Here is a 25954-nt window from a genome sequence, read left to right as displayed (position 1 = left end):
TTAATGCAGATGTAAATGCTGCGGCTAACATTTTACGAAAAGTAATCCCAAATGCATGGACAAATGGGATAGAGGGGTTAGGCGTGAAACAGCTCGCTAATGTGTTAACTCCCCTGACGTTAATCGTCCGTTAGGTCGAAACGTTAGAAACCCCCACTTCAAGCTTTGCTAAGTGGGGGAGTGTTCATTATGTATTAAACCATCGTTACTTTTTCACAATTATTTATCCTTACGACCTGCCTCGGTTCTATATGAGATAAGTCTTCGCTATTACCGATATCTACTACAATTGTATTCGTTAGTATGTTAATAATGGAACCAATTAATTTTGTAGCATGATCGTGTCGATAAGAAAATTGAACAAAATCTCCCTTTTTAAAGTTGTGCTCTTCCATAGATAGATCCCCCTAAAAATAATGTTTATACATTATACATACACAAAATTATAAGTTTTAAACATTTATTAGTACGATTTAAGTGTTAAGCCGAGAAAGGTGTAGAAAATTTATTTATAATGAAAATAAAAAAATATGTTTAAAATTAATTTTTATGGGTAATTAAATAGTAAGAGTTTGAGATAAGGGGGCGGAAATGATGAATTTGGCAATAAATATTTTGCAAAATGATGTAGGTTATACAGTACAACTTAATGGTGAAATTGATGCATATACGGCATCAGATTTGAAAAATAAGATTATGCCTATTGCAAGCGAAAAAGAGGTTCATATTGTAGTAGATTTTACTGAGGTAGAGTATATGGATAGTACAGGTTTAGGCGTGTTTATAGCTCTATTAAAAGCAATTAAGAAAAATGATGGAAAGCTAGAGTTTATTGGTGTATCTAAAAGACTAAAAAGATTATTCGATATCACAGGACTAACAGAAATATTAAATTTGAATTCCGATTTTGAAAAAGTAGAAAGAAGGTGACTAGGGATGATGGAGAGATTTGAAAAGATAGAAATGAAAATTCCTGCAAAAGCAGAATATGTGGCTATTATTCGTTTAACAATGGCTGGTGTTGCGAATCGAATGGGCTTTGCTTATGACGATATAGAAGATATGAAAATTGCTATTAGTGAAGCATGTACAAACATTGTACAACATGCATATAAAGAAGACGTTGGAGAAATTACAATTGTCTTTGGCTTATATGAAGATCGATTAGAAATTATGGCTGCGGATAATGGAGTTAGCTTTGATTTTAATAGCTTAAAAAGTAAAGTTGGTCCGTATGATATTAATAAATCAGTAGAGCATTTGCCAGAAAATGGTTTAGGTTTATATTTAATCAATACGTTAATGGATGATATACAAATTATGCATGATGAGGGCATGACAGTTTTAATGACAAAATATATACAAAGAGAGCAGGTGGAGAATGATGGAAATCCAATCTCAACCTACAAATCTTACTAAAGAAGACGTTATTAAACTAATTGCAGACTTCCAACAAAACCAATGTGATGAAGCACAGGAAAGATTGGTTAATCACTATAAAAATCTTGTATACTCCATTGCATATCGCTATTCAAAAGGTGGGCCGATGCATGAAGATATTATACAAGTAGGAATGATAGGGCTCTTAGGTGCAATAAGAAGGTATGATTATTCGATAGGGAATGCTTTTGAGCCGTTTGCAATACCTACAATAGTAGGCGAAATAAAGAAATATTTACGTGATAAAACTTGGGGTATTCACGTTCCAAGGCGAATTAAAGATTTAGGCGGGAAGATTAGACTTGCGATAGAGGAGCTAACAGATCGTTTGCAGCGTTCACCGAAGATTATAGAGATTGCAGATCATTTAGGACTATCCGAAGAGGAAGTGCTAGAAATTATGGATGCGAAAAATAATTATCGCGTATCTTCCTTAGATGATGTAGTTGAAAATTCATCTGATGGCAGTTCGGTAGCGAGGATTGAATCTGTAGGTGAAGTAGAGCAAGGATATGAAGAGACAGAAAGGCGTCTCGTTTTAAAGGATATTTTTAACGTATTAAATGAGACAGAAAAGAGTGTTATTCATTATATATTTGGAGAAAATTTAAATCAAAAAGATACAGGGGAACGGTTAGGTATTTCACAAATGCACGTTTCTCGTATTAAAAGACAAGCGATAAGTAAATTGAAGCAAGCAGCGTTTTTAGATACATAAAAATTTTAAAGAGCTATGTTTAAAACATGAGAAAAGGGGTAGTTATTAAGTATAGGAGGAGATATAAAAATGTCACACGATGTGAAAGAACTAATCGAAGGATTGAATGAAGATTTAGCAGGAGAATACTCAGCAATTATTATGTATAACCATAATGCAGCTACAGTTTCTGGTATATATAGACAAGTGTTAAAACCTTTCTTTGAATCTGAAATTAGTGATGAACAAGGACATGCCCTATATTTAGCGGAGAAAATTAAGACGTTAGGTGGTACACCTACTACAATCCCTTTACCAGTGAAACAAGTAGAAGATGTTCGAGAAATGTTAGAATCCGCTAGACAATCAGAATATGAAACAATTAAGCGTTATGAAATGAGAAAAGAACAGGCAGCGAAATTAAATATGACAGAGTTAGTTGTAAAACTAGAAGATATGATTGCAGATGAAACTAATCATATGGAAGAATTAGATCGTCTTTTAAATGATAAAGCAATGGTGTTAAATTAAAAGTAGAAATTTATAGAGTGAAAGAACAAATTCCTATTTCTAGGGGTTTGTTCTTTTGTTGTATAAATATGTTTGAGTAAGAAATTTTCATTTTGTAACTGATTATGTAATACTAGAAAAATAGAAAATGATAATAGATTTACATTTTAAATAAGAAAAGGGGAAATAACTTGTGTCCATTTTAATTGTTGATGATAATCCGGTTAACATATTTGTAATTGAGAAGATTTTAAAACAAGCCGGATATCATGATCTTGTATCACTCAATTCTGCACAAGAGCTCTTCGAATACATACATTTTGGAAAAGATTCTTCCAGGCATAATGAAATTGATTTAATACTATTAGATATTATGATGCCTGAAATTGATGGACTTGAAGTTTGTAGGCGATTACAAAAAGAGGAGAAGTTTAAAGATATCCCTATTATTTTTGTTACAGCTTTAGAGGATGCCAATAAATTGGCCGAAGCTCTTGATATGGGGGCAATGGATTATATTACGAAACCTATAAATAAAGTTGAACTATTAGCACGTATGCGTGTAGCGTTACGCTTGAAATCGGAATTAAATTGGCATAAAGAACAAGAAGAAAATCTTCGGAATGAACTAGATTTAGCTACGCAAGTACAAAGAAATTTATTAAGTAGCCCATTAAGAGAAAATCATATAAAAATTGAAGCAAGCTATTTACCTTCATTCAAACTAGCTGGAGATATGTATTATTGGTATAAAATCGATGAAAACCGCTACGGTATTATATTATTAGACGTGATGGGACATGGTATATCTGCTTCATTAGTTTGTATGTTTATTTCGTCTGTATTACGTGAAACGATTAAATCTTTAATCGATCCAGAACTCGTCATTAAAGACTTAAATAAATATATGACTCTTTTACATAATGAGAATGACAATATTCCATATTATTTTACAACGATATACTTAGTAGTGGATACAGAAAAGAGAACAATTGAATATGTAAATGCAGGACATCCTGCTGGATACGTTTTAGTTGATGAAACAAATATGGTTGAACTGAATCGCGGGAGTTGCGCGGTAGGATTTTTTGATGAAATAAAAGTTAAAAAGACAGTTATACCTTTTGAGAAGAACGCTCAAATCATATTGTTTACAGATGGTGTTCTTGAAGCGATTGCAAATGATGAATTTGAGTCTGAAGAGAAATTACGTGCTTTTACAAAAAGGAAATGGGGAGATTTAGAAGAAGAGATAGAAGGGTTTTATAAGGAAGAACAGAAGAAAGAACAATCAGATGATATGTGCCTCATTATGATACAAACGAATGCGAAATAAAAAGCGTATGAAATCCAAATAAGGATTTCATACGCTTTTATTGTATTTTTTGATAGATTTGTTCGTTCGGATTAAATTGGATATAATGCGGCATTATATCGGAAAAACGAAGAGTTTCTTTATTTCCTAAACATAGGAATCCGTTGTGACCTAAACTTTCATAAAATAGTTGCTGTACTTGGTTTTGAAGTTTACTCGTAAAGTAAATTAAAACGTTACGGCAAAGTATAATATGAAATTCGTTAAAAGATTGATCAGTTACTAAATTATGCTGTGCAAAAATAATGTTTTGTAACAGTGATGGATTAAAATAAGCAAAACGATTATCTGTTGAATAATAGTTAGAAAATGCTTGTGTACCGCCAGCTTGTAAATAGTTTTTCGTATAAGTTTGCATTTTATTTAACGGAAGGATACCTTGTTTTGCTTTTTCTAACACATTTGTATTCATATCTGTTGCGTAAATAACAGCTTTTTCACTTAATCCTTCTTCGTGAAGTAAGATGGACATGGATAATACTTCTTCACCAGTTGCGCATCCGGCGTGCCAAATTCTAATTTCAGGATACTTTTTTAATTCAGGAATGACATGCTCTCTTAGCGCTTTAAAAAAATTAGGGTTACGAAACATTTCAGTTACGTTAATGGAGAAATCATTTAATAACTGTTCTAAAAACCCTTCCTCATGAATTACTTTTTCAATTAACTTTGAAATGGTTGGAATATTAGAGATCTGCATTCTATTACAAATTCTTCTATAAATAGATGTGCGAGCATATTGGCGAAAATCGAAGCCAGATAGTTTAAATACCGCTTCCAATAGTAATTCAATTTCTAAGTTCATGCGCTTATCCATATCTACAGATGGATCAAAATTATAATACTTATTTTCCACTCCAACTAAACCTCACTTATTTTATTAACCATACACTCATTACCGAATAGAGTTGATGTAAATTTAATGGTTTACTTATATAATCTGAAGCGCCAGCAGATAAACATTTCTCTTTATCATTTGGCATTGCTTTCGCAGTTAATGCGATAATAGGTATTTCACTTAACCCTAAGTTCATTCGGATATGTTCCATCGTTTCATAACCGTCCATATTCGGCATCATAATATCCATTAAAATAAGGTCAATATTTGTATTGTTTTTTAGTATGTCTAAACACTCTATGCCGTTTTGGGCAGTAATAATGTTGGCATGCTGTTTTTTTAATGCATTTTGTAATGCAAATATATTTCGGTGATCATCATCGACAATTAAAATAGTTTTCTCTTGGAAGACGTTATTTGTTTCGGTAGTAACGATAGTTTCCTCCACAACTTCAGCAGGAATAACATCTTCTATCGTTGCTGCAACTTCTAAATTGGATACTTGTATATCAGTTAATCCATTTGGAAGGTTAGGAATATATACAGTGAAAGTACTGCCTTCTCCTACATGACTCTCTAACGTAATCCAACCACCTAACAGTCTAGCAAACTCTTTACAAATAGATAATCCTAAGCCTGTACCACCATATTTTCGAATCGTTGCACCATCTGCCTGTTGAAAGGCTTCGAAAATAAGTTGATGCTGTTCTTTAGAGATACCAATACCAGTATCTTTTACCGAAATTTTCATCCAATCATTACTTATAGACTGCATATCATGACTCAAATTACTTATTTCTATTGAATCGAAATGTAAAGAAACGGATCCTTTTTCGGTGAATTTAAATGCATTGGATAATAAGTTTTTAATAATTTGCTCAATCCGTTTTGCATCTGTATAAAACAAATCCGGAATGGTGTCACTGTCTTTAATCGTAAATTCGACATTTTTTTGTGCAGCGATATGTAAGAAGTTTTGATGCATACTTGCTGCCATATCACTTATATTCGTTGCTTCGAAAATCACATCTAGTTTCCCAGCTTCTACTTTCGATAAATCAAGTATGTCATTAATTAAAGTAAGTAAATCTTTTCCTGATGAATGAATGACAGTTGCTAATTCAATTTCATCGTCGGATAAATGATTATCATGATTTTCTTTTAACATTTCAGATAATAGTAAAATACTATTTAACGGTGTTCGTAATTCATGTGACATATTTGCTAGAAATTCTGATTTGTATTTTGAGCTACGTAATAACTCACTTGCTTTTTCTTCTAATTCTGATTTAGTAATTTGTAAGTCAGCTGTCTTTTGCTCCGCCTCTTCCGTTCTAGACTCTAGTTGTTCATTCGTTGTTCGTAATTCTTCGGCTTGCATTTGTAGTTCTTCAGCTTGCGTTTGTAATTCTTCTGATTGAACTTGCAGCTCTTCTGTCATTGCTTGTGATTCATGTAAAAGGGTTTGAATTCGCATACGTCCCATAATGCTATGGATTGTTAAACCTAGATTATCAACGGTTTGTTGAATTAATTCTTGATGTAAGTCTGAAATCTCAGTTACACTTACTAACTCCATCACTGCGATCACTTCATCTTCAAATAAGATAGGGATGACTAGTAGGTTTTTAGGGCGTATTTCTAATAATCCGCTAGTAACATAACGAAATTCTTCTGGTATTTCTCGAAGAATAAAGCTTTGTTTTTCTAAAGCACATTGCCCAATTAAGCCTTCACCCATTTTAATGGACTGTTTTCCAACATCAGGACCTTGACCGGCGAAAGAAGCTTTTTTCACATAGTAGACAGTTTCTTCAATTTCTTCACGTACATAAAATGCACCGCAAGAAGTTTGCGTTTTTTGTATCATTCCACTAAGAATTTTGTTACCTAACATCTCAATAGAAGATACACCTTGATACATTAAAATTAATTCTGCAAGCTCAGTTTGCAACCACTCTCTTTTCGATATTTCGTCTAGTAAATGGTTCGTTGTATGAGCCAAATCTTTTATTTCATCATGGCTGTTCACATGAATTCTTTCCGTAATTTTTTCTTTAGAAGAAATGGATTTAATAACTTGAATTACATTTTTAATCGTTTTTGTAATGGAATTCGAAATATAGAGTGAAATGATAATGGAAATACAAGAAAGTAAGAACAATAAGCTGTATAACCAAATCTCTAATTTATTATTTTCAGTATCTAATTGTGCAGCTCTTTTTTTCGTTAGTTGCTCCTCTACACTACGGAAGTTAGTTAGTTGCGATTGTAATGATTGAATTTGAGTCGTGTCGATTGCTTGTACGTTATTACTATTGTGATTCGTAATGAATGGGTGAATCTCTTTATTAACCCAATTATTAATGTTTTCATTAATCTGTTTTAATTTTTCTTGCTGAGAAGGGTTATCCTCTAATAGAGCTAAAAGATTTTGATAATGTTTTTCGTAATCCTTTTCCGCAGCGTTAAGGGATTGAACGTAATTTGCATCATTAGAAGTGATAAATCCTTTCGCTTTATTTTCAATTGTTAGTAAATCTTTCTCCACTTGATTCGTTAAATTAAGAACTTTAAAATCGTGATCAATAATAAAATTACGAGATTTTTGTAAACTGGAAATCCCATTGTTTAACATAATGAAAGAAATAAGTAAGAACAAAATGATAACTAAATAACCAGCCATAATTTTGTAACGAATACTAAATTTTGCTTTCGATTTCATTAGAAATTCCTACCTTCAAGATTATTAAAAGTTTTCAATCGTAAAGAATGAAAACGTAATATATATTATATCAGTTTTCGTAAGACCAAACTAGAAATCCCCCTATTGTATTAGGGGGCTCGTTTTTCATAGAGGAAATCATTTTGAAATATAAAACTATATATGAAAAGTAACAATCGAGGGAATAGGGGATAACAAAACTTTTAAGAAGGAAAGAGTGTTCTTAAAGCTTTTTTTGCATCTATTCCTTCAAAGATAAATAATACAAGCTCTCTCTTTTTTACGGTAAGGAAAAAGGATACTAATGTGCTTAAGTTTTTAATAGAAGTAAGTGTTCCGTGTTTACTTATAAATACATTCGTTTGAAATGTTGTCATTAAAGCATAAAAATGATGAATCTGAGTTATTGTAGGTGTTTCATTATAAGAAATAGTAGTAGAGTGAATGGCGTTCATCGTAATATTCCTTTCCATATAGTAAGCATAACAATATAAACATACCCGTTTTAAAAAGTGTTAAACATATAAATAAGAAAAAATATAATTATAGTTTTTTACGTTTAGAAAAGGTTAGGAAGGGTATACATATACTACAAAGAGATTAACTGAAGATGAATTGTAAGATGTCTATGTTTAGTAGATTAGTCTATCAAAATATACTTTTACTTTAAATAAAAAGGAGCCTGGTATACATGAATGAAATGATGATTGATATTACATTTGATTTAATTTACTTGTTAAGTAGTTCACTTGTAGTGCTTTTACTATTCGCTTTTTTCGTAAATGGTTATGTTAATAAGAAGATTAGTGTATACAGAAATGAAGAAAAATAAAGATACATTATATAAAACTTTAGGAGGTTAATAGTTATGAATGTAGATAGAAAAATAGTAGGTGTCTTTAGAACAATTGATGATGCGGCACTCGTTATTAATGAATTAAATGAAAAAGGATACTCAGCAGATAACATTTCAGCTATTGCAAAGGATCAAAAGGAAATTGAACACCTTGAAGAAAAATCCGGTGAAAAAGTTAAGAATGAAACTGCACATAAAGCAGATATCTTTTCAGCAACAGGGCTTGTAGCAGGAGGAGTAGCAGGCGGACTCGGTGGTTTATTAACAGGTCTTGGTGTACTTGCCGTATCTGGACTGGGCCCAATTGTAGCAGCAGGACCTATCGCGGCAGCTATTGGGGGAGCCGGTATTGGCGGAGGAGCTGGAAGTTTAATAGGAGCATTTATCGGATTAGGAATCCCTGAAGAACATGCTAAGAAGTATGAAGAATACATTTACGATGGAAATATATTAATTTTAGTAGATGCAAAATTAGATGATAAGTTAGAAATCTATAAAATATTTGATAAGCATAATGCTTATAACTCTGATTTCTTTAAATAATATATACGTCACATATTTAAACATAATGAATATCGTTTTTGATCTTACAACTTTGGCACGGCCGAGGAGTCGTATGACTATGAGAGAGGAAGGGCTTATAGTAAAAGATCAAGTCCTATTATGATATTGAGAAGGGAAGAGGTGTCTATTCGTGATTGTAAAAATATTAAAGGATAGTAGTAATAGTTTCCTTTGTACGGTTCAAAATAAAAATGGAGAGAAGTATGTAAAGAAATGGTTTAGTAAACAGGAAAACAATGAAGAATTAGGGCGACCAACCTTTAAAGAAGTGGAAAAGGATTGGAAAGAAAATAGAAAATCGTTTATGTATCCTAACGTAAAAGCGCTTTATTAAATAATAGCCGTTTCATTCTTACAAAATTGTCACACTCCTGTAAGGTAATTCAATAGATTAGTTACTTTTTCCATGTCATAATAAAGACATAAGAAAGCTAATCAAAAATTATAATTTATAGGAGAGTGTCAGTCATGATTGTAACAACGACGTCTGGAATTCAAGGTAAAGAAATTATTGAGTATATCGATATTGTAAATGGTGAAGCTATTATGGGTGCAAATATTGTCCGCGATTTATTCGCTTCTGTTCGTGATGTTGTCGGTGGTCGTGCTGGTTCTTATGAAAGTAAGCTAAAAGAAGCTCGTGATATTGCGATGGACGAAATGAAAGAACTTGCAAAACAAAAAGGTGCGAACGCTGTCGTTGGTGTTGACGTAGATTACGAAGTTGTTCGTGATGGAATGTTAATGGTTGCTGTAAGTGGTACAGCTGTACGTATATAAGTAAATAAAAAACAGGCTCACCCCTTGAAGTTTATGCTTTGAGGGGATTTTTTTGTTTCATGATTAAAGTTAAAATGAAGAAGAGTTGATGGCGTATTATAAGTACAAAAAATAAGCAAAACGTTATTGTAAAAGATGCTAGGATTGGGGGTATTGCACGGGAATTTAGATACTAAGCAGACGCACCCGCTTATTTCAAATATAGTATATATCGTTTTCAAGGAGAAAAGTAAGAAATACAGCAATCTTTATATTTGTTTAACGAGAGTGTTAACTTTATGATAAATAAAAAAATTGTTATTTGAGGTAAGGGGAGAAATAATGGTATGAATAACGAGAGTGTATAGTTTATAGAAATAAACGATTGAGCATGTAAAGGGTTGTATTACATAAAATTTATAATGAATAGAGGCGGTTACATTATGTTTTGGTTAGGGTGTTTTTTAGGATATATTGTAGGTTCAGTTATTACATGTGCTCTACTTTACTATGGGTATAGATCCAATGAAAATAAAAAAGTGGATATACAAAAGAGGGAGGAGAGGAAAGTCAATAAAAAAGGTGTATAGGATGTGGAAGGTAAGGTGATAATGTTGATGCAACAATAAAGGACAGTACATATTTTATATGACGATTATGTACTGTTCCGCTTATTCTTTTTGGATTATGAAAAATTGTTGCCTGTCTTGCTATAAATTTCATAGGCGAAATAACCAAATAAATAGCCTATTCCAGACCCTAAACTAATGGAAAACAGTGAGAAATCTGGGGAAAACATACCGGAAATCAAACCAATCATACAGCCGACAAGCATTCCCATAGGTATGAAACTATCTAATAACAGTTGAGCTTTTTGAGATTTTTTCTTACCTAATTTTCCGTTCTTATATTTATGTTCCAATCTTTTAATTACAAATACTACAATTCCACCAACTATTACAACAGGCGCGATTGCCGTGATTAGCCACATGTGAAAATCTCCTTTCACCTTTTAATAGGATTATACCAGATACTTACAATTAGGTGTTCCTAAACGTACTATCTAGTCTATTTAAATGGCCAATCAAAAAGACTCCTTCAATTGTAGTCAGTAACCCGTCAAAAAAACTTTCCCTTTCGTTTTCTCCGCAGATTGCACAACATCAACCGCCGTTTTCACATCCGCTAAGTCATATGTAGAATGGACTTTCATAAAACGTAATTGCTCATTTTCTACTAGACGAATTAAGTGACGAAACGTCTCCTGCCATTTATATGCTGACACATTTTTATTCCAATGTCGTAAATGAAATATGTTTGCGTGTACTTTTGCTTTTGTGACAATCTCGGCCCAGTTCACTTGTATTCCTGATAGAAGACCGATCGTTAAAAAATGCCCGTTTGGACGTAAGGAAAAAGCTAATTCATTTCCATCCGGTCCTCCGATAGAATCAATCGCAGCATCCGCACCAATCCCGTTTGTTAATTCCATAACAGTTTCATAAAGCGGGGCAGTGGAAGTATCAATTACATATGCAGCACCAAGGCGCAGTAATTCTTCTGTATGCTTATTATTTCTTGTAACGGCAATTAATCGGAAATTTAAAATTTGGGATAACTGCGCAAATAGATGTCCAATAGCGGACCCACAAGCATTCACTAATAAAACGTCATTACGCTGTAAGTTTAACGTTTCTGTACAAGTAACCCACGCCGTAAGGGGATTAATATACATTTGTGCCGCTGTGAAATCATCAATGGAATCAGGAATAGGGACTACAAAATCAGCTGATGTCTTCACATATTCTTGCCAAGTACCTTCCCCGCGTAAAGGTAACACTCGTTTACCGATAAGCTCTCGAGAAACAAAAGCGCCAACATTTTCTACAATACCAACACCTTCATAGCCAGGTATGTTAGGTAAAGGAATTCTATGAGCGTACGCTCCTGTGATGGGAATTAAGTCAGATGGATTAATCGGTCTAACTAGCATACGGACGAAAACTTCATTATCTTTCAGTGGTTCTATATTTTTATATTCAACTTGTAATACGTCTTTTGGATTGCCAAACTTATGAAATTGAATGCATGTTCCAAGCAAAGTAATTTGCCCCCTTAGTTTGATTGGATTTATTATAGCATTTTTAGTTTGGGTGGTTACTTTGTTAGTGATAAATAGGGTTTTTAATTTACGTATTTATCAGAATTTTATAAAATGTGTATATAACTATAAAATGGGGGGATTTCTTCATGTGTACTAGTTTGACGTTACAAACTAAAAATTTCCAACATCTTTTTGCGAGAACAATGGATTTCACATTAGATATGAATCAGGAAGTAATAATCATTCCTCGGCGTTATCAGTGGAACAATATAACTGGTGAAACTATCCGAGCGAAAAAGGCTGTTGTCGGAATGGGAATTAATCATGAAGGAAGGGTCATTATGGCGGACGGAGTAAATGAAGCTGGTATGACGTGTGCCACTCTCTATTTCCCGGGATTCGCTACTTATAGTAACAGTATAGATAACCATAAAACGAATTTAGCGCCATTTGATTTTGTGGCTTGGAGCCTCACGCAATTTAATTCTGTTGAAGAGTTAAAAAAATCTGTTGATAACATTTCCCTTATAGATATACCATTACCAGTTTTAGGAATTACCCCACCGCTACATTGGATTTTAGCAGATAAATGGGGAGATTGTATTGTACTTGAGCCGACAACTGATGGACTAAAAATGTATGACAATCCATTAGGAGTGATGACTAATAGTCCGGAGTTTAATTGGCATTTACAAAATTTAAGACAATATATTGGACTTAAATCGCAGCCATTTGCGCCAACGGAGTGGGGAGATGTACCATTAAGTGCTTTTGGCCAAGGTTCAGGAACGATGGGACTTCCTGGAGATTTTACCCCGCCATCAAGATTTGTGCGGGCAGCATATGGCAAACAAAACATTCAAGGTATAGAGAACGAAGAAGAGGGGATATCGGCTATTTTTCATATCTTATCAAATTGTGAGGTCCCTAAAGGGGCAGTAATAACAGAAGACGGAACATTAGATAATACCATCTATACGAGTGCAATGTGTATGGAATCTGGAACATATTATTACCATACCTACGATTGTAGACAAATTATAGCTATTCATTTATTCCATGAAAATTTAGATACAGCTGAGATTAAAACTTATCCGTTTCAGCGGAAACAAAAAATATTTTATGAAAACTGAAGAGCCCCTGAAAAAGTGAAACTAATAAAAACACCTCCATTTAATTTGCATACTTAGTATGCGAATTTAGGAGGTGTTTTTTATCATTTACCAATATTCAGGTTTACTTCTTGCTATTCTATTAAGCCGAAGCCTTCTTCATTCTCTCAAGTAAACTAGACAACACATGCGTACGATAAGATTCTAGTTTTTTACCTTCATAAGTACGGATACCTAATTTTTTAAGTTCTTTTACATACCAACCTTTGCTTCCGAAATACATGTGATCGCTCCCCTTCAACTTTGTTTTTATTTATCCTGATTACATATGGAGGTACAGGAATTATAATGAAGGAAATGAATTTCGCACGAAAATGGTTAACTTTGTTGCAAAAGACATATATACTAAAGATAGTATACAACGAGGTGGACAAGACGTGATTATAGAGAAGCACGAAATTCAAATTGACCAAATTACTAGCGGTAAAGTGAATATCTTTACTTTCTATCGAAATAGAAAGCAAATTGATGATCATTTTTTACAATTGCAAGAACCATCGCTTACAGCAAACTACTTCTTCCATTTTCATTTTGATGCAGAGAGCTTGCATCTACTGCAGGAAGAGTTTCCAGGCGTATATCCGTACGACGGTAGTGAAACGATTCACGACTGGACGGAAAAGATGAAAGCAGAATTGCAACATCAGATCCAAACAGGTAAATGGAATAAACGCGTACGTATCGGTAATCGCATTCTAGATGTGGTGTTTACGTGGTGTGACGAAGATATAGTAGAGTGAAAAAGAAGCGGATGACGCTTCTTTTTTTAGCGCTGGAATAAAACGAGCTTACCTGCAGTAGATGTACAGCGATGTGTTTTTTCATACAATCCTTTTTCTTGTAAAATAGATTCACCTTTTGCTTTTGCTTCTTTTTCAGTTGCCGCCTCGAATGATTCGTCTAATGCTTTTGAACCATCTTTTTCAAAGACTGTTAGAACGTATACTCCCATGAAAATTCCCTCCAATAATTAAAATCAGAATCTTATAATTATTTTGGCATAAAATGCTACAATATGCAAAGAAATATATGACATTGCGTGGTAAAATAGAATGAAACTTTAATCATCGAGAATATTTTTATTCTCGATAATTATTAGTTTTCAGCGATTTTAATTTTGATAAAATGAAACTTTTGAAAGATAGAAAGGATCGTTATTTGTGAAACAAGTAAAGTTTATACATGCGGCTGATTTGCATTTGGATAGTCCGTTTAAAGGGATGGAGATGAATGTTGCGCAGTCTGTTTGGGAGAGAATGAAGCAAAGTACGTTTGAATCATTTGAGCGTATTGTTGATAAAGCGATTCAAGAGCGCGTTGATTTCGTATTACTAGCTGGGGATTTGTATGATGCGGAGACGAGAAGTTTGAGGGCGCAAGTGTTTGTGCGTGAGCAAATGAAGAGACTTTCGCAATACAATATCCCTGTTTTTATTATTCACGGTAACCATGATCATTTAGGGGGAAGCTGGGCAGCAATTGAGTTTCCGGAAAATGTTCATGTATTTACTGAGCCTTATGTAGAAGAGAAATCATTTTATAAAAATGGTGAGCTATTAGCTTCTATTTATGGTTTTAGTTATTTGCAGCAAGCGGTAACGGATAATATGACAGCGCAGTATACGAAAATGAGTGATGCGACTTTTCATATTGGTATGCTTCACGGAAGTGTGGAAGGAGATGCAGAGCATAACCGCTATGCACCGTTTCAAATTCGTGAGTTGAAAGAAAAACAGTTTGATTATTGGGCTCTTGGCCATATACATAAACGTGAAATTTTATCAGAAGAACCATACATTATTTATCCAGGGAACATACAAGGTCGTCATCGTAAGGAAACAGGCGAGAAGGGTGCGTACCTTATTGAACTTACGAAACAAGGAACGCAGTGTTCATTTTTCCATACGGCAGATGTTGTATGGGATGAAATCGAAGTTTGTATTGATGGACTTGAAACTGTTGATGAACTTATGACAAGCATATCTACTGCGATGAATGAATGCCGAAGAGAAGAGGAAGGTACGTTATTAACTGTCGTATTTACAGGACAAGGCCCACTTTCCCCTTATTTGCGCGACGAAAAGCGTGTGGAAGAGATTTTTCACATTTTAGCATCTGGAGAAGAGCGAAAAGACTTCGTATATGCGATGAAGTGGAAAAATGAGACGGTTTCTTTTGCGGAAATCGAACGTTTGAAAGCGGAAAATCATTTCGTCGGTAGTGTGCTAAAGGAGTTAGAAGCTTTCACTAATATGGACGGAGTATTGCGAACTATTTGGACATCTCCTGTAGCGCGTAATAGTATTGAATCTTTTACAGAAGAAGAGAAGAAAGAGATTCAGAAGGAAGCAGAAAATATTATTTTAGAACAATTATTCCAGCAAGAGAGGGATAAAAAATGAGAATTGAAAAACTCCATATTTATGGGTACGGAAAATTAGAAAATGTGGAAATGGATCTTTCCTTGCTGACAGTGTTATACGGTGAAAATGAAGCGGGGAAATCGACAATTCGCTCATTTATGAAAAGTATTTTATTCGGTTTTCCGACGAGAGGACAGCGCCGTTATGAGCCGAAAGAAGGCGGAAAATATGGCGGTGCGATCATTGTGCAAACGGAGCAGTACGGTCGTTTGAAAATTGAGCGATTGCCAAAGACGGCAGCTGGCGAGGTGATCGTTTATTTTGAAGACGGGAAAACGGGCGGAGAAGAAATTTTAAACGATATATTAAGCGGGATGAATGAAAGTTTATTTGAATCTGTCTTTTCATTTGATATGCATGGCCTTCAAAACATTCATCAGCTCGGCGAAGCGGATATTGGCAATTATTTATTTTCGGCAAGTGCAGTCGGAAGTGATGCGCTATTGCAGTTAGATAAAAAGCTAGAAAAAGAAATGGACCAGCGCTTCAAGCCGAGTGGTCGTAAACCAGAAATTAACGTGTCATTGCAAGAGATGAAGAAACTTGAAGAGAAGATGAAAGAGTGGCAAGGGAAAATCGGCACGTATGAAAAACAAGTGGAGCAGTTAAAAGAAAGTGAAGAGAAGCTTGCTTCTGTTCGCGGGGAAAAAGAGAGTGCAGAAAAACGAAAGCAAGATTATGAAATATTAGCAGCGCTTGAGCCACTCGTTATTGAAAAACGTGCGCATGAGAAAGTGTTAGAGAACGAGAGCGGGCAGTTTCCTGTAAACGGAATGGCGCGTTATGAAGGAATTAAAGCGAAGATGGAGCCGCTCCAATTACAAGTTGATTCGCTCTATAAAAAAATTGAGAATGTGCAATCGGAAATAGAATCAATTCAAATAGATGAGGATTTTTTACAAAAAGAAAGTTATGTAGAAGAACTTCGTATGCAGCATATGTCTTACGAAAATGCACGCCAAGAAATGCGTGATATGACAGGAAGTATTACGAATATAAAAGAAGAAATCGCAGAACTAGAACAACAAATTGGTGCTACTTTTGAAAAGGAAACAGTTCTGTCGTTTGATATGAGTTTGGCAACGAAAGAGTTAATTACGCAAACAGTGCAAAAGGCGCGTGAATTAGAAACGCAAAAAGCACAGCTTGATGATCGTTTTAAAGTAGCGCAAGAGCAATTAGAAGAACAAGAAGAAAATATAAGACAGATTAAGAAACAAATGTTAGTGGATGAAGAGAGAAATGTGTTAGTTGAGAAAGAGAAATCATTCCAAGATGCGGCGTTTATCGGTATGGGCGCAGAGAGAATGAAGCGTAAGTATGAGGAAAAAGCAGGAGCAGCTAAGCAAAAGAAAAAGCAGTGGCAAAGAGTTTGTCTTCTGTTACTTCTTATTAACACGCTTGTTTTATTCACAAGCTTATTTATAGATAACCGAGCGCTCTTATTTATTAGTGTCATTGTTTTTGTAGGGATTGTTCTCGCCCTTGTTTTATATAAAGATCCATCAAGTGGATTACAAGAAGAGTTCCTTACACTTCAGCAAAGTGCTGGCGGGAGACAAAGTGAAGAAGCGATGTCTGTTCGTTATCAGTTAGAAAAAGATGAAGAGGTTCGGAAGTTATTTGAGCGCGAGTCGTATAAGTTACAGCAGTTGGAACGAGCGTATGATAAAGTCGTTTCATCGTATGAGGAATGGGAGAGAGAAAAGTTCCAGGCGGGAGAACAAGTCGATGTGTATAAAGTGCGCTATATGTTCCCTGAATTTTATACGTATGCACACATATTGCCGGCGTTTGAGCGTATGGGAAAAATGCAGCAATTATATCGCGAGTTAGAGAAACAAAGTGAGCGGAAATCTTCATTATATGAAATGATTTCGCAATTTGAACATAAACTAGAAACTGTTATCGGTAGTGCGGAGTATAGTAAGCTGCACGAGGCGCAAATCCGTATGCAAAATGAGAAAGAAAAGCGCCAAACTTGTAAGCAGTTAAAAGAGAAGCTTGTGGAATGGCAAGAAGAATATGAGTTCATGCAAGAGCAATTAAAACAACTGTTAGTAGAACGAGATAGTTTATGGCATATCGCACATTCTACAGATGAAGAGATGTTTTTAAAAGCAGGTAAACTGGCAGAAAAACGTGAAGATGCTGCGCAGCAAGTCGGGCGTTTATTACCGCAAATTGATCTGTTAGAACAGCGTTTAACGAGTTTATCATTAGCTGAACATTATGAAGCTGACGGTTATGAAGAGAAATTAAAGAGAGAAATGACAGTCGTGCAAAATTGTCTGGCGCAAGAGAAAGAATTGACAGAGCGTATTGCGAAACATCGTATGGAAATTGCGAATTTAGAAGAAGGTAGTACGTACGGCGATTTAATGCATGAATGGGAAATGAAAAAAGCGCAAGTGCGTGAACAAGTGAAGAAGTGGGCTGCTTATGCGGCCGCAAAGACAGTGTTAACGAAAACGAAGCACTATTATCATGAAGTTCATCTTCCTCGTATTTTACAAAAATCAGAAGAGTATTTCGTCTATTTAACAGGCGGACGCTATAGTAAAATCTTTTCACCGTCAGAGGCAGAACCGTTTATCGTTGAACGTAACGACGGTATGCGTTTTTACAGTCATGAACTAAGCCAAGCGACAGCGGAGCAGTTATATTTATCGCTGAGATTTGCACTCGCGAAAACATTCGAACATGATTATCCATTTATTATTGATGATAGTTTCGTGCATTTTGATGCGGTAAGGACGAATCGAACGATTGAACTTATAAAGGAAATTGCAAAGGATAGACAAGTCATATTCTTTACATGTCATGCGCATTTACTCGCGTATTTTACAGAAAAACAGATTATAAAATTAACACATATGCGTAAAGAAAATGAGTTGTAGTGTGCTATACTAAAAGTAACTGATTTGGTGGAGGAATTCGAATGAAAAAGAAAATTGCAGAATATGAAGTTGGTGAACAAGTCGATATTTTCTTGTTAATTAAAACAGCGACAAAAGGTATCGCAAGCAATGGAAAGCCATTTTTAACAGTAATCTTACAAGATCCAAGTGGAGACATTGAAGCGAAGCTATGGGACGTATCACCAGAAGTTGAGAAACAATATGTAGCGGAAACAATCGTGAAAGTAGCTGGTGATATTTTAAACTACAAAGGACGTATTCAATTACGTGTGAAACAAATTCGTGTTGCGAATGAAAATGAAGTAACAGATATCTCAGACTTCGTAGAAAAAGCACCAGTGAAAAAAGAAGATATGGTTGAGAAAATTACGCAATACATATTTGAAATGAGAAACCCGAACATTCAGCGTCTAACAAGACATTTATTAAATAAGCATCAAAACGAATTTTTAGACTATCCAGCAGCGACAAAGAACCATCACGAGTTCGTATCTGGACTAGCTTATCACGTCGTATCAATGCTTGATTTAGCGAAAGCTATCTCAAATCTATATCCATCGTTAGATAAAGACTTACTATATGCAGGCGTTATTTTACATGACCTTGGTAAAGTAATCGAACTATCTGGCCCAATTTCTACAACGTATACGTTAGAAGGAAATTTACTAGGCCACATTTCTATTATGGTGAACGAAATTGGTAAAGCAGCAGACGAATTGCAAATCGATGCAGAAGAAGTATTGATTCTTCAACACATCGTTCTTTCTCACCACGGAAAAGCAGAATGGGGTAGCCCAAAACCACCATTAGTAAAAGAAGCAGAAATTCTGCATTACATCGATAACTTAGATGCAAAAATGAACATGATGGACCGTGCATTAGGACGCACAAAACCAGGCGAGTACACAGAGCGTGTCTTTGCTCTTGATAATCGTTCGTTCTATAAGCCGACGTTCCATAATTAATAGTGTGAATAAAGTGGCCTCATTAAGTGTTAATACGCTTAGTGAGGCTGTTGTATAATGATAATAAAGTTATTGAATTTTGATTATTAAAAAGCTAAGAGCCTTACTACATTCTACGTAGCAAGGCTCTTTAAAGTTGTTTCAAATTACATCCATCTGTTCGTTCAAGTGTAACTATTCGCAATTATTTGATATTATACAGGTGAATAGAAAGATACATTAAAATTTAGTTTCGTAGTTGTAAAAGGAGGTTATTTATATTATTCTCTTATAATTTTTCCAAAAAGGAGAGTTTATGAAAAAGATTATTGTTTTTGTATTAACGATATTTATATTATTCTCAGGATTTGCAACACAAAGTTATGCGTTGTCAGATTCGCAATCTGCGGCAATACAAGCGTTGCTAGATGATGCCTGTCGTATATCAGGTGTGCCGGGAATGTCAATCTCAATACTTGCTGATGATGAAGTGTTCTACTTTTCTTCAGGGTATGCAGACCGTGAAAAGGGGTTGTCTGCAAGTGAAAATACACTCTATGAGTTAGCCTCGGTCAGTAAAGCTTTTACCGGTATGGGTATTATGCTATTGGAAGAGCAAGGGCTGCTTTCAATGACTGACCCTGTCCAAAAATATTTACCTTGGTTTACATTAAAGTATCAAGGGAAACCTGTTGATATGCAAAGTCTTACACTAAATAACTTTCTTCACCATACCAGTGGTCTAACAAATATTAGGCATCTTCAAAATATTCCACAAGGCAATACACCGGATATGTTGCAAAAGACTGTGGAAATGCTCGTGGATGCTGAATTGGCGTTCCCTCCCGGTGAACAGTATAACTATGGAACCGTTAATTATGACGTATTGGGTTTGGTTATTGAGATTGTGTCGCGACAAAGCTATGAAGACTTTATGAAGGAACAGGTATTTCAACCGTTAGGTCTTCACCAGACGTATGTTTATAAAGAAGCTGCTCAAGCTACTGGACAGTTGGCACAGGGCTACCGTTCTTCCTTTTTTATGACAACTCCATTTAAAGCTCCGGATTATGCTGGGAATAAACCCGCAGGCTACATCATTTCTAATACAAAAGATATGGCTCGTTGGATGGGCATACAGATGGGTATCGTGCAGGACATACCCGAAATATTTCACACGGTTATCGAAAAATCACATAGGGGTGATATGTCTGTTTCGGCTGTCAACGGTATGTATTATGCGGCAGGTTGGTCCGTAAATGCCGATCAAACGATTATAGAACACACTGGGGGCAATCCAAATTTCAGAACCGAAGTAGTCATACTGCCAAATGAACGAACAGCCGTCTCCTTGCTGAGCAACGGCACAAATACCAATACAAACATGGTACTAAAAGTTAAAGATATATTAGAAGGCAATCTAACTCAGTCATATGAAATAAGCGGCACACAGCTTTTGGATATCATTTTGTCGTCTATCACAATTATTTTTTGCCTATTGGCCGTTTTGCTATTTCTCTTAGGATTACGCAGAAGGAGAACGAATGAGCGACAGCCAATGACAAAAAAGAGAATAACCGTAACAGTTATTTTCCTGATCGCTACGATTGCTCTGGGTATACTGTGCTGCGCTTTCGATTGGTCAACAATACTTATGTGGCAAACATATAGTGTTCTTACAGCTTTGATTTCGTCAGCATTATTAACAGCAAGCATTACATGGTTTGTATACACTCACCGATAAAATACCTCGCTCCTAAGATAAGCATAATGTTAAGTCATTAAATTTCAATTTATCCCGCTTTAATGGGCAGTAAGACCCCTAACTCAAAATTCAGCGAAAGCAAAGAATTTAGGTGGGGGTCGGGCTGCCCATAAAAGTCCGATTGGTGAGGGCTGATAATCAGTGGGGGGGGAAGAAAACCCCCACTGATTAAAGTTTCACTTTATTAAAAATGAAATAAAATAGTTAAGAAGTTCGCATGGGTGTAACGAAGAACTAATAAAACATATCTTGCCACTAGAATGGGGGCATATCAACTTTTAAATTGAGTACCGCCAGCATTTCAGAAAAAATATGTTAAGCAAAAAATACAATAAGCTGTCCATATGGGCAGCTTATTGTTATTCTACATTGTTCTTAAATAAACGTAATATTTGTTGAGCATCTGTATCCCTTATTATGTAATGTTCTAGATTTTTTTGTTCTTCATGATCTTGACGAGCAATTACAACTTTTTTATCCTCTAGCCAAATTAAATATGTTTCATTGGAACCATCTTGGTAATTTACATTCATTTGATAATCAATATTTGCTTTGGCCTCATCATCTAGCAAAAGAGGAATAACTCTTTCTCGATCCTTATCTATTCCTGTATGTTCCATGGATTTAATAATTTGATCAAACTCTAGATTTATAACTGCTTTTTTATTTTTTACCTTAGCGGATATAAGCTCAATTTTCTTTATTTCCTTTCCTTGAAAGAAAATAGGTTTATGATTTTCCTCTTGTTGTATTGAGGCAGTTTTTCCTTTTGGTTGTTCAGTAGTAGATGTACTACCAGTGTTTGTCTCAGTCGAACAAGCGGATAGATATAGGAATAATGATAAGGTCAGTAATGATATATTTTTATTCATAAATTAACCCCTTTCTTTTATGGATAATATTCCTTTTCACCATGTAATAAACCTTTTTAAAGGGGAGAAGTTGTCTACTCTTCGTATGAATACTTTATCCCGCGATAATGGACAGTAAAACCCCCACTGATTATTAGCCTTCACTTTATCATTCTCCAGTTCAAAATGTTATCCAATAAAAAAATATCTCGAATTTGAGATAAATTACTTGCTTTTTAATCACTTGAGTTGTAAAGTGATAGTAACGAAAGCGATTGAGTCATATGAAAAACATACACTCAGTTGTTTTCGAGTTAAAAACGAAAGTAACTTATGCAGTAAAAACTAAGATGAATTTACAAAAACATAATGAGAATAAATTGAACAGCTAAAAAAACATATTATTTTTTTATCATCACTTGACTAGTAAAATGAAGTGGAGGAATTACAAATGTATAAAATTAAAGGGCATCATCACATTTCAATGGTTACGAAAAATACAAATGAAAATAATCACTTTTATAAAAATGTACTTGGATTACGTCGTGTGAAAATGACAGTAAACCAAGATGATCCGTCAATGTATCATTTATTTTACGGAGATAAAACAGGAAGTCCGGGTACAGAGTTATCATTTTTTGAAATTCCTTTAGTAGGAAGAACATATCGCGGTACAAATGCGATTACTCGAATTGGATTACTCGTTCCTTCAGAGGAAAGCTTACATTACTGGAAAGAACGATTTGAGAAATTTGATGTGAAACATAGTGAGATGACAACATATGCAAATCGTCCTGCTTTACAATTTGAGGATGCTGAAGGTCTTCGCTTAGTACTACTCGTTTCAAACGGAGAAAAAGTAGAGCACTGGGAAACTTGGGAGAAATCAGAAGTTCCTGCAAAGCATCAAATTCAAGGAATGGGTTCTGTGGAAATGACAGTTCGTAGACTTGATAAAATGGCGAGTACACTTACAGAGATGTTTGGTTATACAGAGGTTAGCCGAAGCGAAGAGGAAGCAATTTTTCAGTCCATTAAAGGAGAGGCTTTTGGAGAAATCGTTGTGAAATATTTAGATGGTCCTACTGAAAAACCAGGCCGCGGTAGCATCCACCATTTAGCAATTCGCGTGAAAAACGATGCAGAGCTTGCCTATTGGGAAGAACAAGTGAAACAAAGAGGCTTCCATTCTTCAGGAATCATTGACCGTTTCTACTTTAAAAGCTTATATTTCCGTGAATCAAACGGAATCCTATTTGAAATTGCGACAGATGGACCAGGGTTTACAGTTGATGGAGATGTAGAACATTTAGGAGAAAAACTTGATTTACCACCGTTCTTAGAAAATCAGCGTGCAGAGATTGAAGCGAATTTAGCACCTATTGAAGAGAAGTAATAGAAGAAAATATACAACTTTAACATATAAATGAAACCCATTGGAGGAATATAAAATGAACCAATTAAAAGGAATTCACCACGTTACAGCGATTACAAGTAGTGCAGAAAAAAACTATGAGTTTTTCACTCACGTTTTAGGAATGCGTTTAGTTAAGAAAACAGTAAACCAAGATGACATTCAAACGTATCATTTATTCTTTGCAGATGATAAAGGTAGTGCAGGAACAGATATGACATTCTTTGACTTCCCAGGTGTTCCGAAAGGTGTACACGGTACAAATGAAATTTCAAAAACTTCATTCCGTGTTCCGACTGATGCAGCATTAGCATATTGGGTGAAACGCTTTGACCGTCTTGAAGTAGAACATACAGGAATTAAAGAGCAATTTGGTAAGAAAACTCTTTCTTTCGTTGACTTTGATGACCAACAATATCAATTAATTTCAGATGAGCTTGATAACGGTATAGAATCAGGTACACCATGGCAAAACGGACCAGTTCCATTAGAATATGCAATTACTGGTTTAGGGCCTGTATTCATCCGTATTGCAAACTTTAGTTTCTTCAAAGAAGTGTTAGAGAAAGTTCTATTATTTAAAGAGGTTGCGCAAGAAGGAGAATTCTATTTATTTGAAGTGAATAAAGGTGGAAACGGTGCTTCTGTCATTGTAGAACATAATACGGTTCTTCCAGAAGCACGACAAGGTTTTGGTACGGTTCACCATGCTGCATTCCGCGTAGAAGATCGCGCTGTATTAGAAGAATGGATTGAGAGAATCAGTAGCGTTGGACTTCCTTCATCTGGTTATGTAGACCGTCATTTCTTTGAATCATTATACGCAAGAGTTGCACCACAAATCTTATTTGAATTTGCAACAGACGGCCCAGGATTTATGGGAGATGAGCCATACGAAACACTTGGCGAAAAATTATCTTTACCTCCATTCCTAGAGCCAAAACGTGAAGAAATTGAAAAATTAGTTCGTCCAATTGATACAGTGAGAAGTACGAAGGAATTTATTAAAGAGTAAAAATAGAGATAGTAAGTAGGAGAGCAAGTAGTTTTAGCGGAGTGCTGGAACTACTTGCTTTTTTATTTATCCTAGTAAGTTTTCTGACAATTATTTCTCAAGTTATTAAAAAGGAAAAGTTTGGTATAATTAATTAAAATATTGAATTTTCTAATAATTATTTTTCAATACATAGAAAAGGAGTGGTAATATACAATTTTAATAATTGTATAAAAATCCTAATTTTGTAATTTTGGAGAAAAGGGGATGCGAGTGTATGGGAGCAGATGTAGTAACGCGGGAGCAAATGAAACATTCTTTAGATGATTGGTATCGTGTAATGTTGCAGCAAAATATAGAGAAGGCCACAGAAATGAAAGAGGAGATTGAAAGTAAGATTAGTGGGTTGGATGTGGATCAGGATGTATTACTTTATCATGCGTTGTTGAATTTTAGATATGATGCATTAGTTGATTGGATTTCAGTTAGAGAAGATAGTTTTGATAAAGTGGAATCTTTCGAAATTCCAACAGAGGGCTTTTTAGCTTATTATTATCACTTTTTTAAAGGGTTTCATTGCACATTAATTTCAAATTATAACGAAGCGAAAGAACAGTATGAGCAAGCTGAGAAGTTATTGAAATATATTGCAGATCCGATAGAACATGCGGAGTTTAATTATCGGATGGGATATTTTTACTATCAAGTATATCAGCAAATGTTAGCTTTAGATTATATCAAAAAGGCGAAAGAAATATTTTGTGAACATAAAGGTTACGAAGGAAACGTGGCGTTGTGTCATAACTTCATAGGATTATGTTGTATTGATTTTAAACAGTTTGAGTTAGCGGAGGAAAGTTTTAATACCGCAATCCATTTACTTCAACAACATGATAAAGAAGAAAAACATATTTTAATGGTTAGAAGTAACTTAGGGTGGTTATATAGTAGTCAGAATTTATCAGATTTGGCAATTAGACATTTAAGTGAAGTGACTAAGAAAATGCCTAAGCATTTTAAAGCGATTTTTACTGAAGCAGAGGAAAATTATAAACTGGGCAAAATAGAAATTGCTAATAACTTAATAGAACTAGGGCTGAAAATTTGTAATGAGTTGCAAAATAAAGAATTTCAACATCGCTTTATGATATTGAAGGAATTAAATATTAATTCGAGTGCTAATGAGTTAGAGAAAGTAACTGTGGAAAGTATTTCGTATTTTGAAGAACACTCCCTTTTAGATTGTGTTAAGGAATACGCAGAAATATTAGCTTATAAATTTTATCAAGAAGAAAAACATGAAAAGGCTAGTAAATACTTTTATATTAGTAGCCAAGCTCGAAAAAAACTTTTAAAAGAAGGAGCGCTAAAATAAATGAAAAAAATTAATGTATTGATAGCAGGTTTAGTAATACTACTTTCATTAGGGCTTACTGCTTTTACAGAGTCTGAACAACATGCTTTAAATAGAGGTGATGGTGGCGGAGCACCAGCAAGACCAGACTACGTTAACATTGGCGACACAGGAGGAGCACCAGCAGATAATAAAGGCGACGGCGGCGGAGTAAGCCAACTATAATAACAAAGAAAGGGACTTCAACA

The 25954-nt window shown here is 34.8% G+C and carries 28 protein-coding genes; 19 read left to right on the top strand and 9 right to left on the bottom strand.

The annotated features are described in order from the left end of the window. Positions 1-194 precede the first annotated feature (194 nt). Complete coding sequence (locus EBQ15_RS18320; RefSeq protein ID WP_000390990.1) at positions 195-395, bottom strand: methyltransferase; 201 nt, start codon at positions 393-395, stop codon at positions 195-197. A gap of 196 nt (positions 396-591) precedes the next feature. Between EBQ15_RS18320 and rsbV the strand changes: the two genes are divergently transcribed. The 5 genes from rsbV to EBQ15_RS18295 all read left to right on the top strand — a co-directional run bounded on the left by rsbV (position 592) and on the right by EBQ15_RS18295 (position 3983). Beyond that, complete coding sequence (gene rsbV / locus EBQ15_RS18315) at positions 592-930, top strand: anti sigma b factor antagonist RsbV (protein ID WP_001999229.1); 339 nt, start codon at positions 592-594, stop codon at positions 928-930. Between the two features lie 6 nt (positions 931-936). After that, on the top strand, positions 937-1419 hold the full coding sequence (gene rsbW / locus EBQ15_RS18310) for an anti-sigma B factor RsbW (protein WP_001999230.1): 483 nt from the start codon (positions 937-939) through the stop codon (positions 1417-1419). Further along, on the top strand, positions 1382-2158 hold the full coding sequence (sigB, locus tag EBQ15_RS18305; protein WP_033682779.1) for an RNA polymerase sigma factor SigB: 777 nt from the start codon (positions 1382-1384) through the stop codon (positions 2156-2158). Before rsbW ends, sigB begins: the two co-directional genes overlap by 38 nt. A gap of 69 nt (positions 2159-2227) precedes the next feature. Beyond that, complete coding sequence (locus tag EBQ15_RS18300; protein WP_000017753.1) at positions 2228-2668, top strand: ferritin-like domain-containing protein; 441 nt, start codon at positions 2228-2230, stop codon at positions 2666-2668. Positions 2669-2840: 172 nt separating this feature from the next. Continuing rightward, positions 2841-3983, top strand: coding sequence for a fused response regulator/phosphatase (locus tag EBQ15_RS18295; protein ID WP_000025506.1), 1143 nt, complete (start codon positions 2841-2843; stop codon positions 3981-3983). Positions 3984-4020: 37 nt separating this feature from the next. Here the strand turns inward: EBQ15_RS18295 and EBQ15_RS18290 are convergent, their stop codons facing one another. The 3 genes from EBQ15_RS18290 to EBQ15_RS18280 form a co-directional block, all read right to left on the bottom strand. Further along, positions 4021-4878: a CheR family methyltransferase gene (locus tag EBQ15_RS18290; RefSeq protein WP_000429024.1), complete on the bottom strand. Its 858-nt coding sequence runs from the start codon at positions 4876-4878 to the stop codon at positions 4021-4023. A 16-nt stretch (positions 4879-4894) separates the two neighbouring features. Beyond that, positions 4895-7585, bottom strand: a complete 2691-nt coding sequence (locus tag EBQ15_RS18285; protein ID WP_000836709.1) for an ATP-binding protein — start codon at positions 7583-7585, stop codon at positions 4895-4897. A 203-nt stretch (positions 7586-7788) separates the two neighbouring features. Next, positions 7789-8040 (bottom strand): hypothetical protein, encoded by a 252-nt coding sequence (locus EBQ15_RS18280; protein ID WP_000991358.1) that lies wholly within the window; start codon positions 8038-8040, stop codon positions 7789-7791. A gap of 236 nt (positions 8041-8276) precedes the next feature. Between EBQ15_RS18280 and EBQ15_RS31230 the strand changes: the two genes are divergently transcribed. From EBQ15_RS31230 to EBQ15_RS18265, 4 genes are all read left to right on the top strand, one after another. Then, a complete protein-coding gene (locus EBQ15_RS31230) occupies positions 8277-8417 on the top strand; it encodes a hypothetical protein (RefSeq protein ID WP_001004567.1) in 141 nt (46 codons plus the stop codon). Between the two features lie 36 nt (positions 8418-8453). Then, positions 8454-8984 (top strand): general stress protein, encoded by a 531-nt coding sequence (locus tag EBQ15_RS18275; protein ID WP_001100096.1) that lies wholly within the window; start codon positions 8454-8456, stop codon positions 8982-8984. A gap of 151 nt (positions 8985-9135) precedes the next feature. Further along, the gene (locus EBQ15_RS18270) at positions 9136-9339 is read left to right on the top strand and encodes a DUF4028 family protein (protein WP_000635857.1); all 204 of its coding nucleotides are present in this window, start codon (positions 9136-9138) and stop codon (positions 9337-9339) included. Positions 9340-9473: 134 nt separating this feature from the next. After that, positions 9474-9785 carry a YbjQ family protein gene (locus EBQ15_RS18265; protein WP_000637512.1) on the top strand — a complete coding sequence of 104 codons (312 nt, stop codon included), beginning with the start codon at positions 9474-9476 and terminating at the stop codon, positions 9783-9785. 664 nt (positions 9786-10449) lie between these two features. On the opposite strand, the gene EBQ15_RS18260 is transcribed toward EBQ15_RS18265, so the two are convergent. Together EBQ15_RS18260 and EBQ15_RS18255 are read right to left on the bottom strand one after the other, a co-directional pair. After that, the gene (locus tag EBQ15_RS18260; RefSeq protein WP_000266269.1) at positions 10450-10755 is read right to left on the bottom strand and encodes a hypothetical protein; all 306 of its coding nucleotides are present in this window, start codon (positions 10753-10755) and stop codon (positions 10450-10452) included. A gap of 117 nt (positions 10756-10872) precedes the next feature. Further along, the gene (locus tag EBQ15_RS18255; RefSeq protein WP_000901746.1) at positions 10873-11865 is read right to left on the bottom strand and encodes a zinc-dependent alcohol dehydrogenase family protein; all 993 of its coding nucleotides are present in this window, start codon (positions 11863-11865) and stop codon (positions 10873-10875) included. 149 nt (positions 11866-12014) lie between these two features. Between EBQ15_RS18255 and EBQ15_RS18250 the strand changes: the two genes are divergently transcribed. Continuing rightward, the gene (locus tag EBQ15_RS18250; protein ID WP_000337592.1) at positions 12015-13001 is read left to right on the top strand and encodes a choloylglycine hydrolase family protein; all 987 of its coding nucleotides are present in this window, start codon (positions 12015-12017) and stop codon (positions 12999-13001) included. A 121-nt stretch (positions 13002-13122) separates the two neighbouring features. On the opposite strand, the gene EBQ15_RS18245 is transcribed toward EBQ15_RS18250, so the two are convergent. Continuing rightward, entirely contained in the window at positions 13123-13263 is a 141-nt protein-coding gene (locus EBQ15_RS18245; RefSeq protein WP_000273536.1) for a YflJ family protein, read from the bottom strand. 154 nt (positions 13264-13417) lie between these two features. On the opposite strand from EBQ15_RS18245, the gene EBQ15_RS18240 reads away from it, so the two are divergent. After that, complete coding sequence (locus EBQ15_RS18240; protein ID WP_000582773.1) at positions 13418-13780, top strand: hypothetical protein; 363 nt, start codon at positions 13418-13420, stop codon at positions 13778-13780. A gap of 26 nt (positions 13781-13806) precedes the next feature. On the opposite strand, the gene EBQ15_RS18235 is transcribed toward EBQ15_RS18240, so the two are convergent. Beyond that, positions 13807-13992, bottom strand: a complete 186-nt coding sequence (locus EBQ15_RS18235; RefSeq protein WP_000539552.1) for a YhzD family protein — start codon at positions 13990-13992, stop codon at positions 13807-13809. A gap of 208 nt (positions 13993-14200) precedes the next feature. Between EBQ15_RS18235 and EBQ15_RS18230 the strand changes: the two genes are divergently transcribed. The 4 genes from EBQ15_RS18230 (at position 14201) to EBQ15_RS18215 (ending at position 21072) form a co-directional block, all read left to right on the top strand. Then, on the top strand, positions 14201-15442 hold the full coding sequence (locus EBQ15_RS18230; protein ID WP_000815710.1) for a metallophosphoesterase family protein: 1242 nt from the start codon (positions 14201-14203) through the stop codon (positions 15440-15442). Beyond that, the gene (locus EBQ15_RS18225; RefSeq protein ID WP_001217595.1) at positions 15439-18363 is read left to right on the top strand and encodes an ATP-binding protein; all 2925 of its coding nucleotides are present in this window, start codon (positions 15439-15441) and stop codon (positions 18361-18363) included. The genes EBQ15_RS18230 and EBQ15_RS18225 overlap by 4 nt, the downstream gene beginning before the upstream one ends. A gap of 41 nt (positions 18364-18404) precedes the next feature. Then, positions 18405-19349: a 3'-5' exoribonuclease YhaM gene (gene yhaM / locus EBQ15_RS18220; protein WP_000726639.1), complete on the top strand. Its 945-nt coding sequence runs from the start codon at positions 18405-18407 to the stop codon at positions 19347-19349. Positions 19350-19644: 295 nt separating this feature from the next. After that, on the top strand, positions 19645-21072 hold the full coding sequence (locus EBQ15_RS18215; RefSeq protein WP_000720973.1) for a serine hydrolase domain-containing protein: 1428 nt from the start codon (positions 19645-19647) through the stop codon (positions 21070-21072). A 380-nt stretch (positions 21073-21452) separates the two neighbouring features. Here the strand turns inward: EBQ15_RS18215 and EBQ15_RS18210 are convergent, their stop codons facing one another. Continuing rightward, positions 21453-21965, bottom strand: a complete 513-nt coding sequence (locus tag EBQ15_RS18210; protein ID WP_001038846.1) for a hypothetical protein — start codon at positions 21963-21965, stop codon at positions 21453-21455. 430 nt (positions 21966-22395) lie between these two features. On the opposite strand from EBQ15_RS18210, the gene EBQ15_RS18205 reads away from it, so the two are divergent. The 4 genes from EBQ15_RS18205 (at position 22396) to EBQ15_RS18190 (ending at position 25931) form a co-directional block, all read left to right on the top strand. Next, complete coding sequence (locus EBQ15_RS18205; protein WP_000276688.1) at positions 22396-23340, top strand: ring-cleaving dioxygenase; 945 nt, start codon at positions 22396-22398, stop codon at positions 23338-23340. A 55-nt stretch (positions 23341-23395) separates the two neighbouring features. Continuing rightward, positions 23396-24373, top strand: coding sequence for a ring-cleaving dioxygenase (locus tag EBQ15_RS18200; protein ID WP_001072573.1), 978 nt, complete (start codon positions 23396-23398; stop codon positions 24371-24373). 256 nt (positions 24374-24629) lie between these two features. Beyond that, the gene (locus tag EBQ15_RS18195; RefSeq protein ID WP_000500590.1) at positions 24630-25727 is read left to right on the top strand and encodes a response regulator aspartate phosphatase; all 1098 of its coding nucleotides are present in this window, start codon (positions 24630-24632) and stop codon (positions 25725-25727) included. Then, positions 25728-25931: a hypothetical protein gene (locus EBQ15_RS18190; RefSeq protein WP_000723609.1), complete on the top strand. Its 204-nt coding sequence runs from the start codon at positions 25728-25730 to the stop codon at positions 25929-25931. Positions 25932-25954 lie beyond the last annotated feature (23 nt).

This window comes from Bacillus sp. 2D03 (genome assembly GCF_003946765.1).
Classification (GTDB): domain Bacteria; phylum Bacillota; class Bacilli; order Bacillales; family Bacillaceae_G; genus Bacillus_A; species Bacillus_A cereus.
This window is presented reverse-complemented; position numbering and strand designations above follow the sequence as displayed.

Excerpts from the sequence above, each read along its gene's own strand:
- EBQ15_RS18265 (WP_000637512.1), top strand. The coding sequence starts at position 9,474 with ATGATTGTAACAACGACGTCTGGAATTCAAGGTAAAGAAATTATTGAG.
- EBQ15_RS18235 (WP_000539552.1), bottom strand. The coding sequence starts at position 13,992 with ATGGGAGTATACGTTCTAACAGTCTTTGAAAAAGATGGTTCAAAAGCA.
- EBQ15_RS18280 (WP_000991358.1), bottom strand. The coding sequence starts at position 8,040 with ATGAACGCCATTCACTCTACTACTATTTCTTATAATGAAACACCTACA.
- EBQ15_RS18190 (WP_000723609.1), top strand. The coding sequence starts at position 25,728 with ATGAAAAAAATTAATGTATTGATAGCAGGTTTAGTAATACTACTTTCA.
- EBQ15_RS18300 (WP_000017753.1), top strand. The coding sequence starts at position 2,228 with ATGTCACACGATGTGAAAGAACTAATCGAAGGATTGAATGAAGATTTA.
- EBQ15_RS18275 (WP_001100096.1), top strand. The coding sequence starts at position 8,454 with ATGAATGTAGATAGAAAAATAGTAGGTGTCTTTAGAACAATTGATGAT.
- EBQ15_RS18320 (WP_000390990.1), bottom strand. The coding sequence starts at position 395 with ATGGAAGAGCACAACTTTAAAAAGGGAGATTTTGTTCAATTTTCTTAT.
- EBQ15_RS18250 (WP_000337592.1), top strand. The coding sequence starts at position 12,015 with ATGTGTACTAGTTTGACGTTACAAACTAAAAATTTCCAACATCTTTTT.
- EBQ15_RS18210 (WP_001038846.1), bottom strand. The coding sequence starts at position 21,965 with ATGAATAAAAATATATCATTACTGACCTTATCATTATTCCTATATCTA.
- EBQ15_RS18260 (WP_000266269.1), bottom strand. The coding sequence starts at position 10,755 with ATGTGGCTAATCACGGCAATCGCGCCTGTTGTAATAGTTGGTGGAATT.
- rsbV (WP_001999229.1), top strand. The coding sequence starts at position 592 with ATGATGAATTTGGCAATAAATATTTTGCAAAATGATGTAGGTTATACA.
- EBQ15_RS31230 (WP_001004567.1), top strand. The coding sequence starts at position 8,277 with ATGAATGAAATGATGATTGATATTACATTTGATTTAATTTACTTGTTA.
- EBQ15_RS18245 (WP_000273536.1), bottom strand. The coding sequence starts at position 13,263 with ATGTATTTCGGAAGCAAAGGTTGGTATGTAAAAGAACTTAAAAAATTA.
- yhaM (WP_000726639.1), top strand. The coding sequence starts at position 18,405 with ATGAAAAAGAAAATTGCAGAATATGAAGTTGGTGAACAAGTCGATATT.
- EBQ15_RS18225 (WP_001217595.1), top strand. The coding sequence starts at position 15,439 with ATGAGAATTGAAAAACTCCATATTTATGGGTACGGAAAATTAGAAAAT.
- EBQ15_RS18215 (WP_000720973.1), top strand. The coding sequence starts at position 19,645 with ATGAAAAAGATTATTGTTTTTGTATTAACGATATTTATATTATTCTCA.
- EBQ15_RS18285 (WP_000836709.1), bottom strand. The coding sequence starts at position 7,585 with ATGAAATCGAAAGCAAAATTTAGTATTCGTTACAAAATTATGGCTGGT.
- EBQ15_RS18200 (WP_001072573.1), top strand. The coding sequence starts at position 23,396 with ATGAACCAATTAAAAGGAATTCACCACGTTACAGCGATTACAAGTAGT.
- sigB (WP_033682779.1), top strand. The coding sequence starts at position 1,382 with ATGATGGAAATCCAATCTCAACCTACAAATCTTACTAAAGAAGACGTT.
- rsbW (WP_001999230.1), top strand. The coding sequence starts at position 937 with ATGATGGAGAGATTTGAAAAGATAGAAATGAAAATTCCTGCAAAAGCA.
- EBQ15_RS18205 (WP_000276688.1), top strand. The coding sequence starts at position 22,396 with ATGTATAAAATTAAAGGGCATCATCACATTTCAATGGTTACGAAAAAT.
- EBQ15_RS18195 (WP_000500590.1), top strand. The coding sequence starts at position 24,630 with ATGGGAGCAGATGTAGTAACGCGGGAGCAAATGAAACATTCTTTAGAT.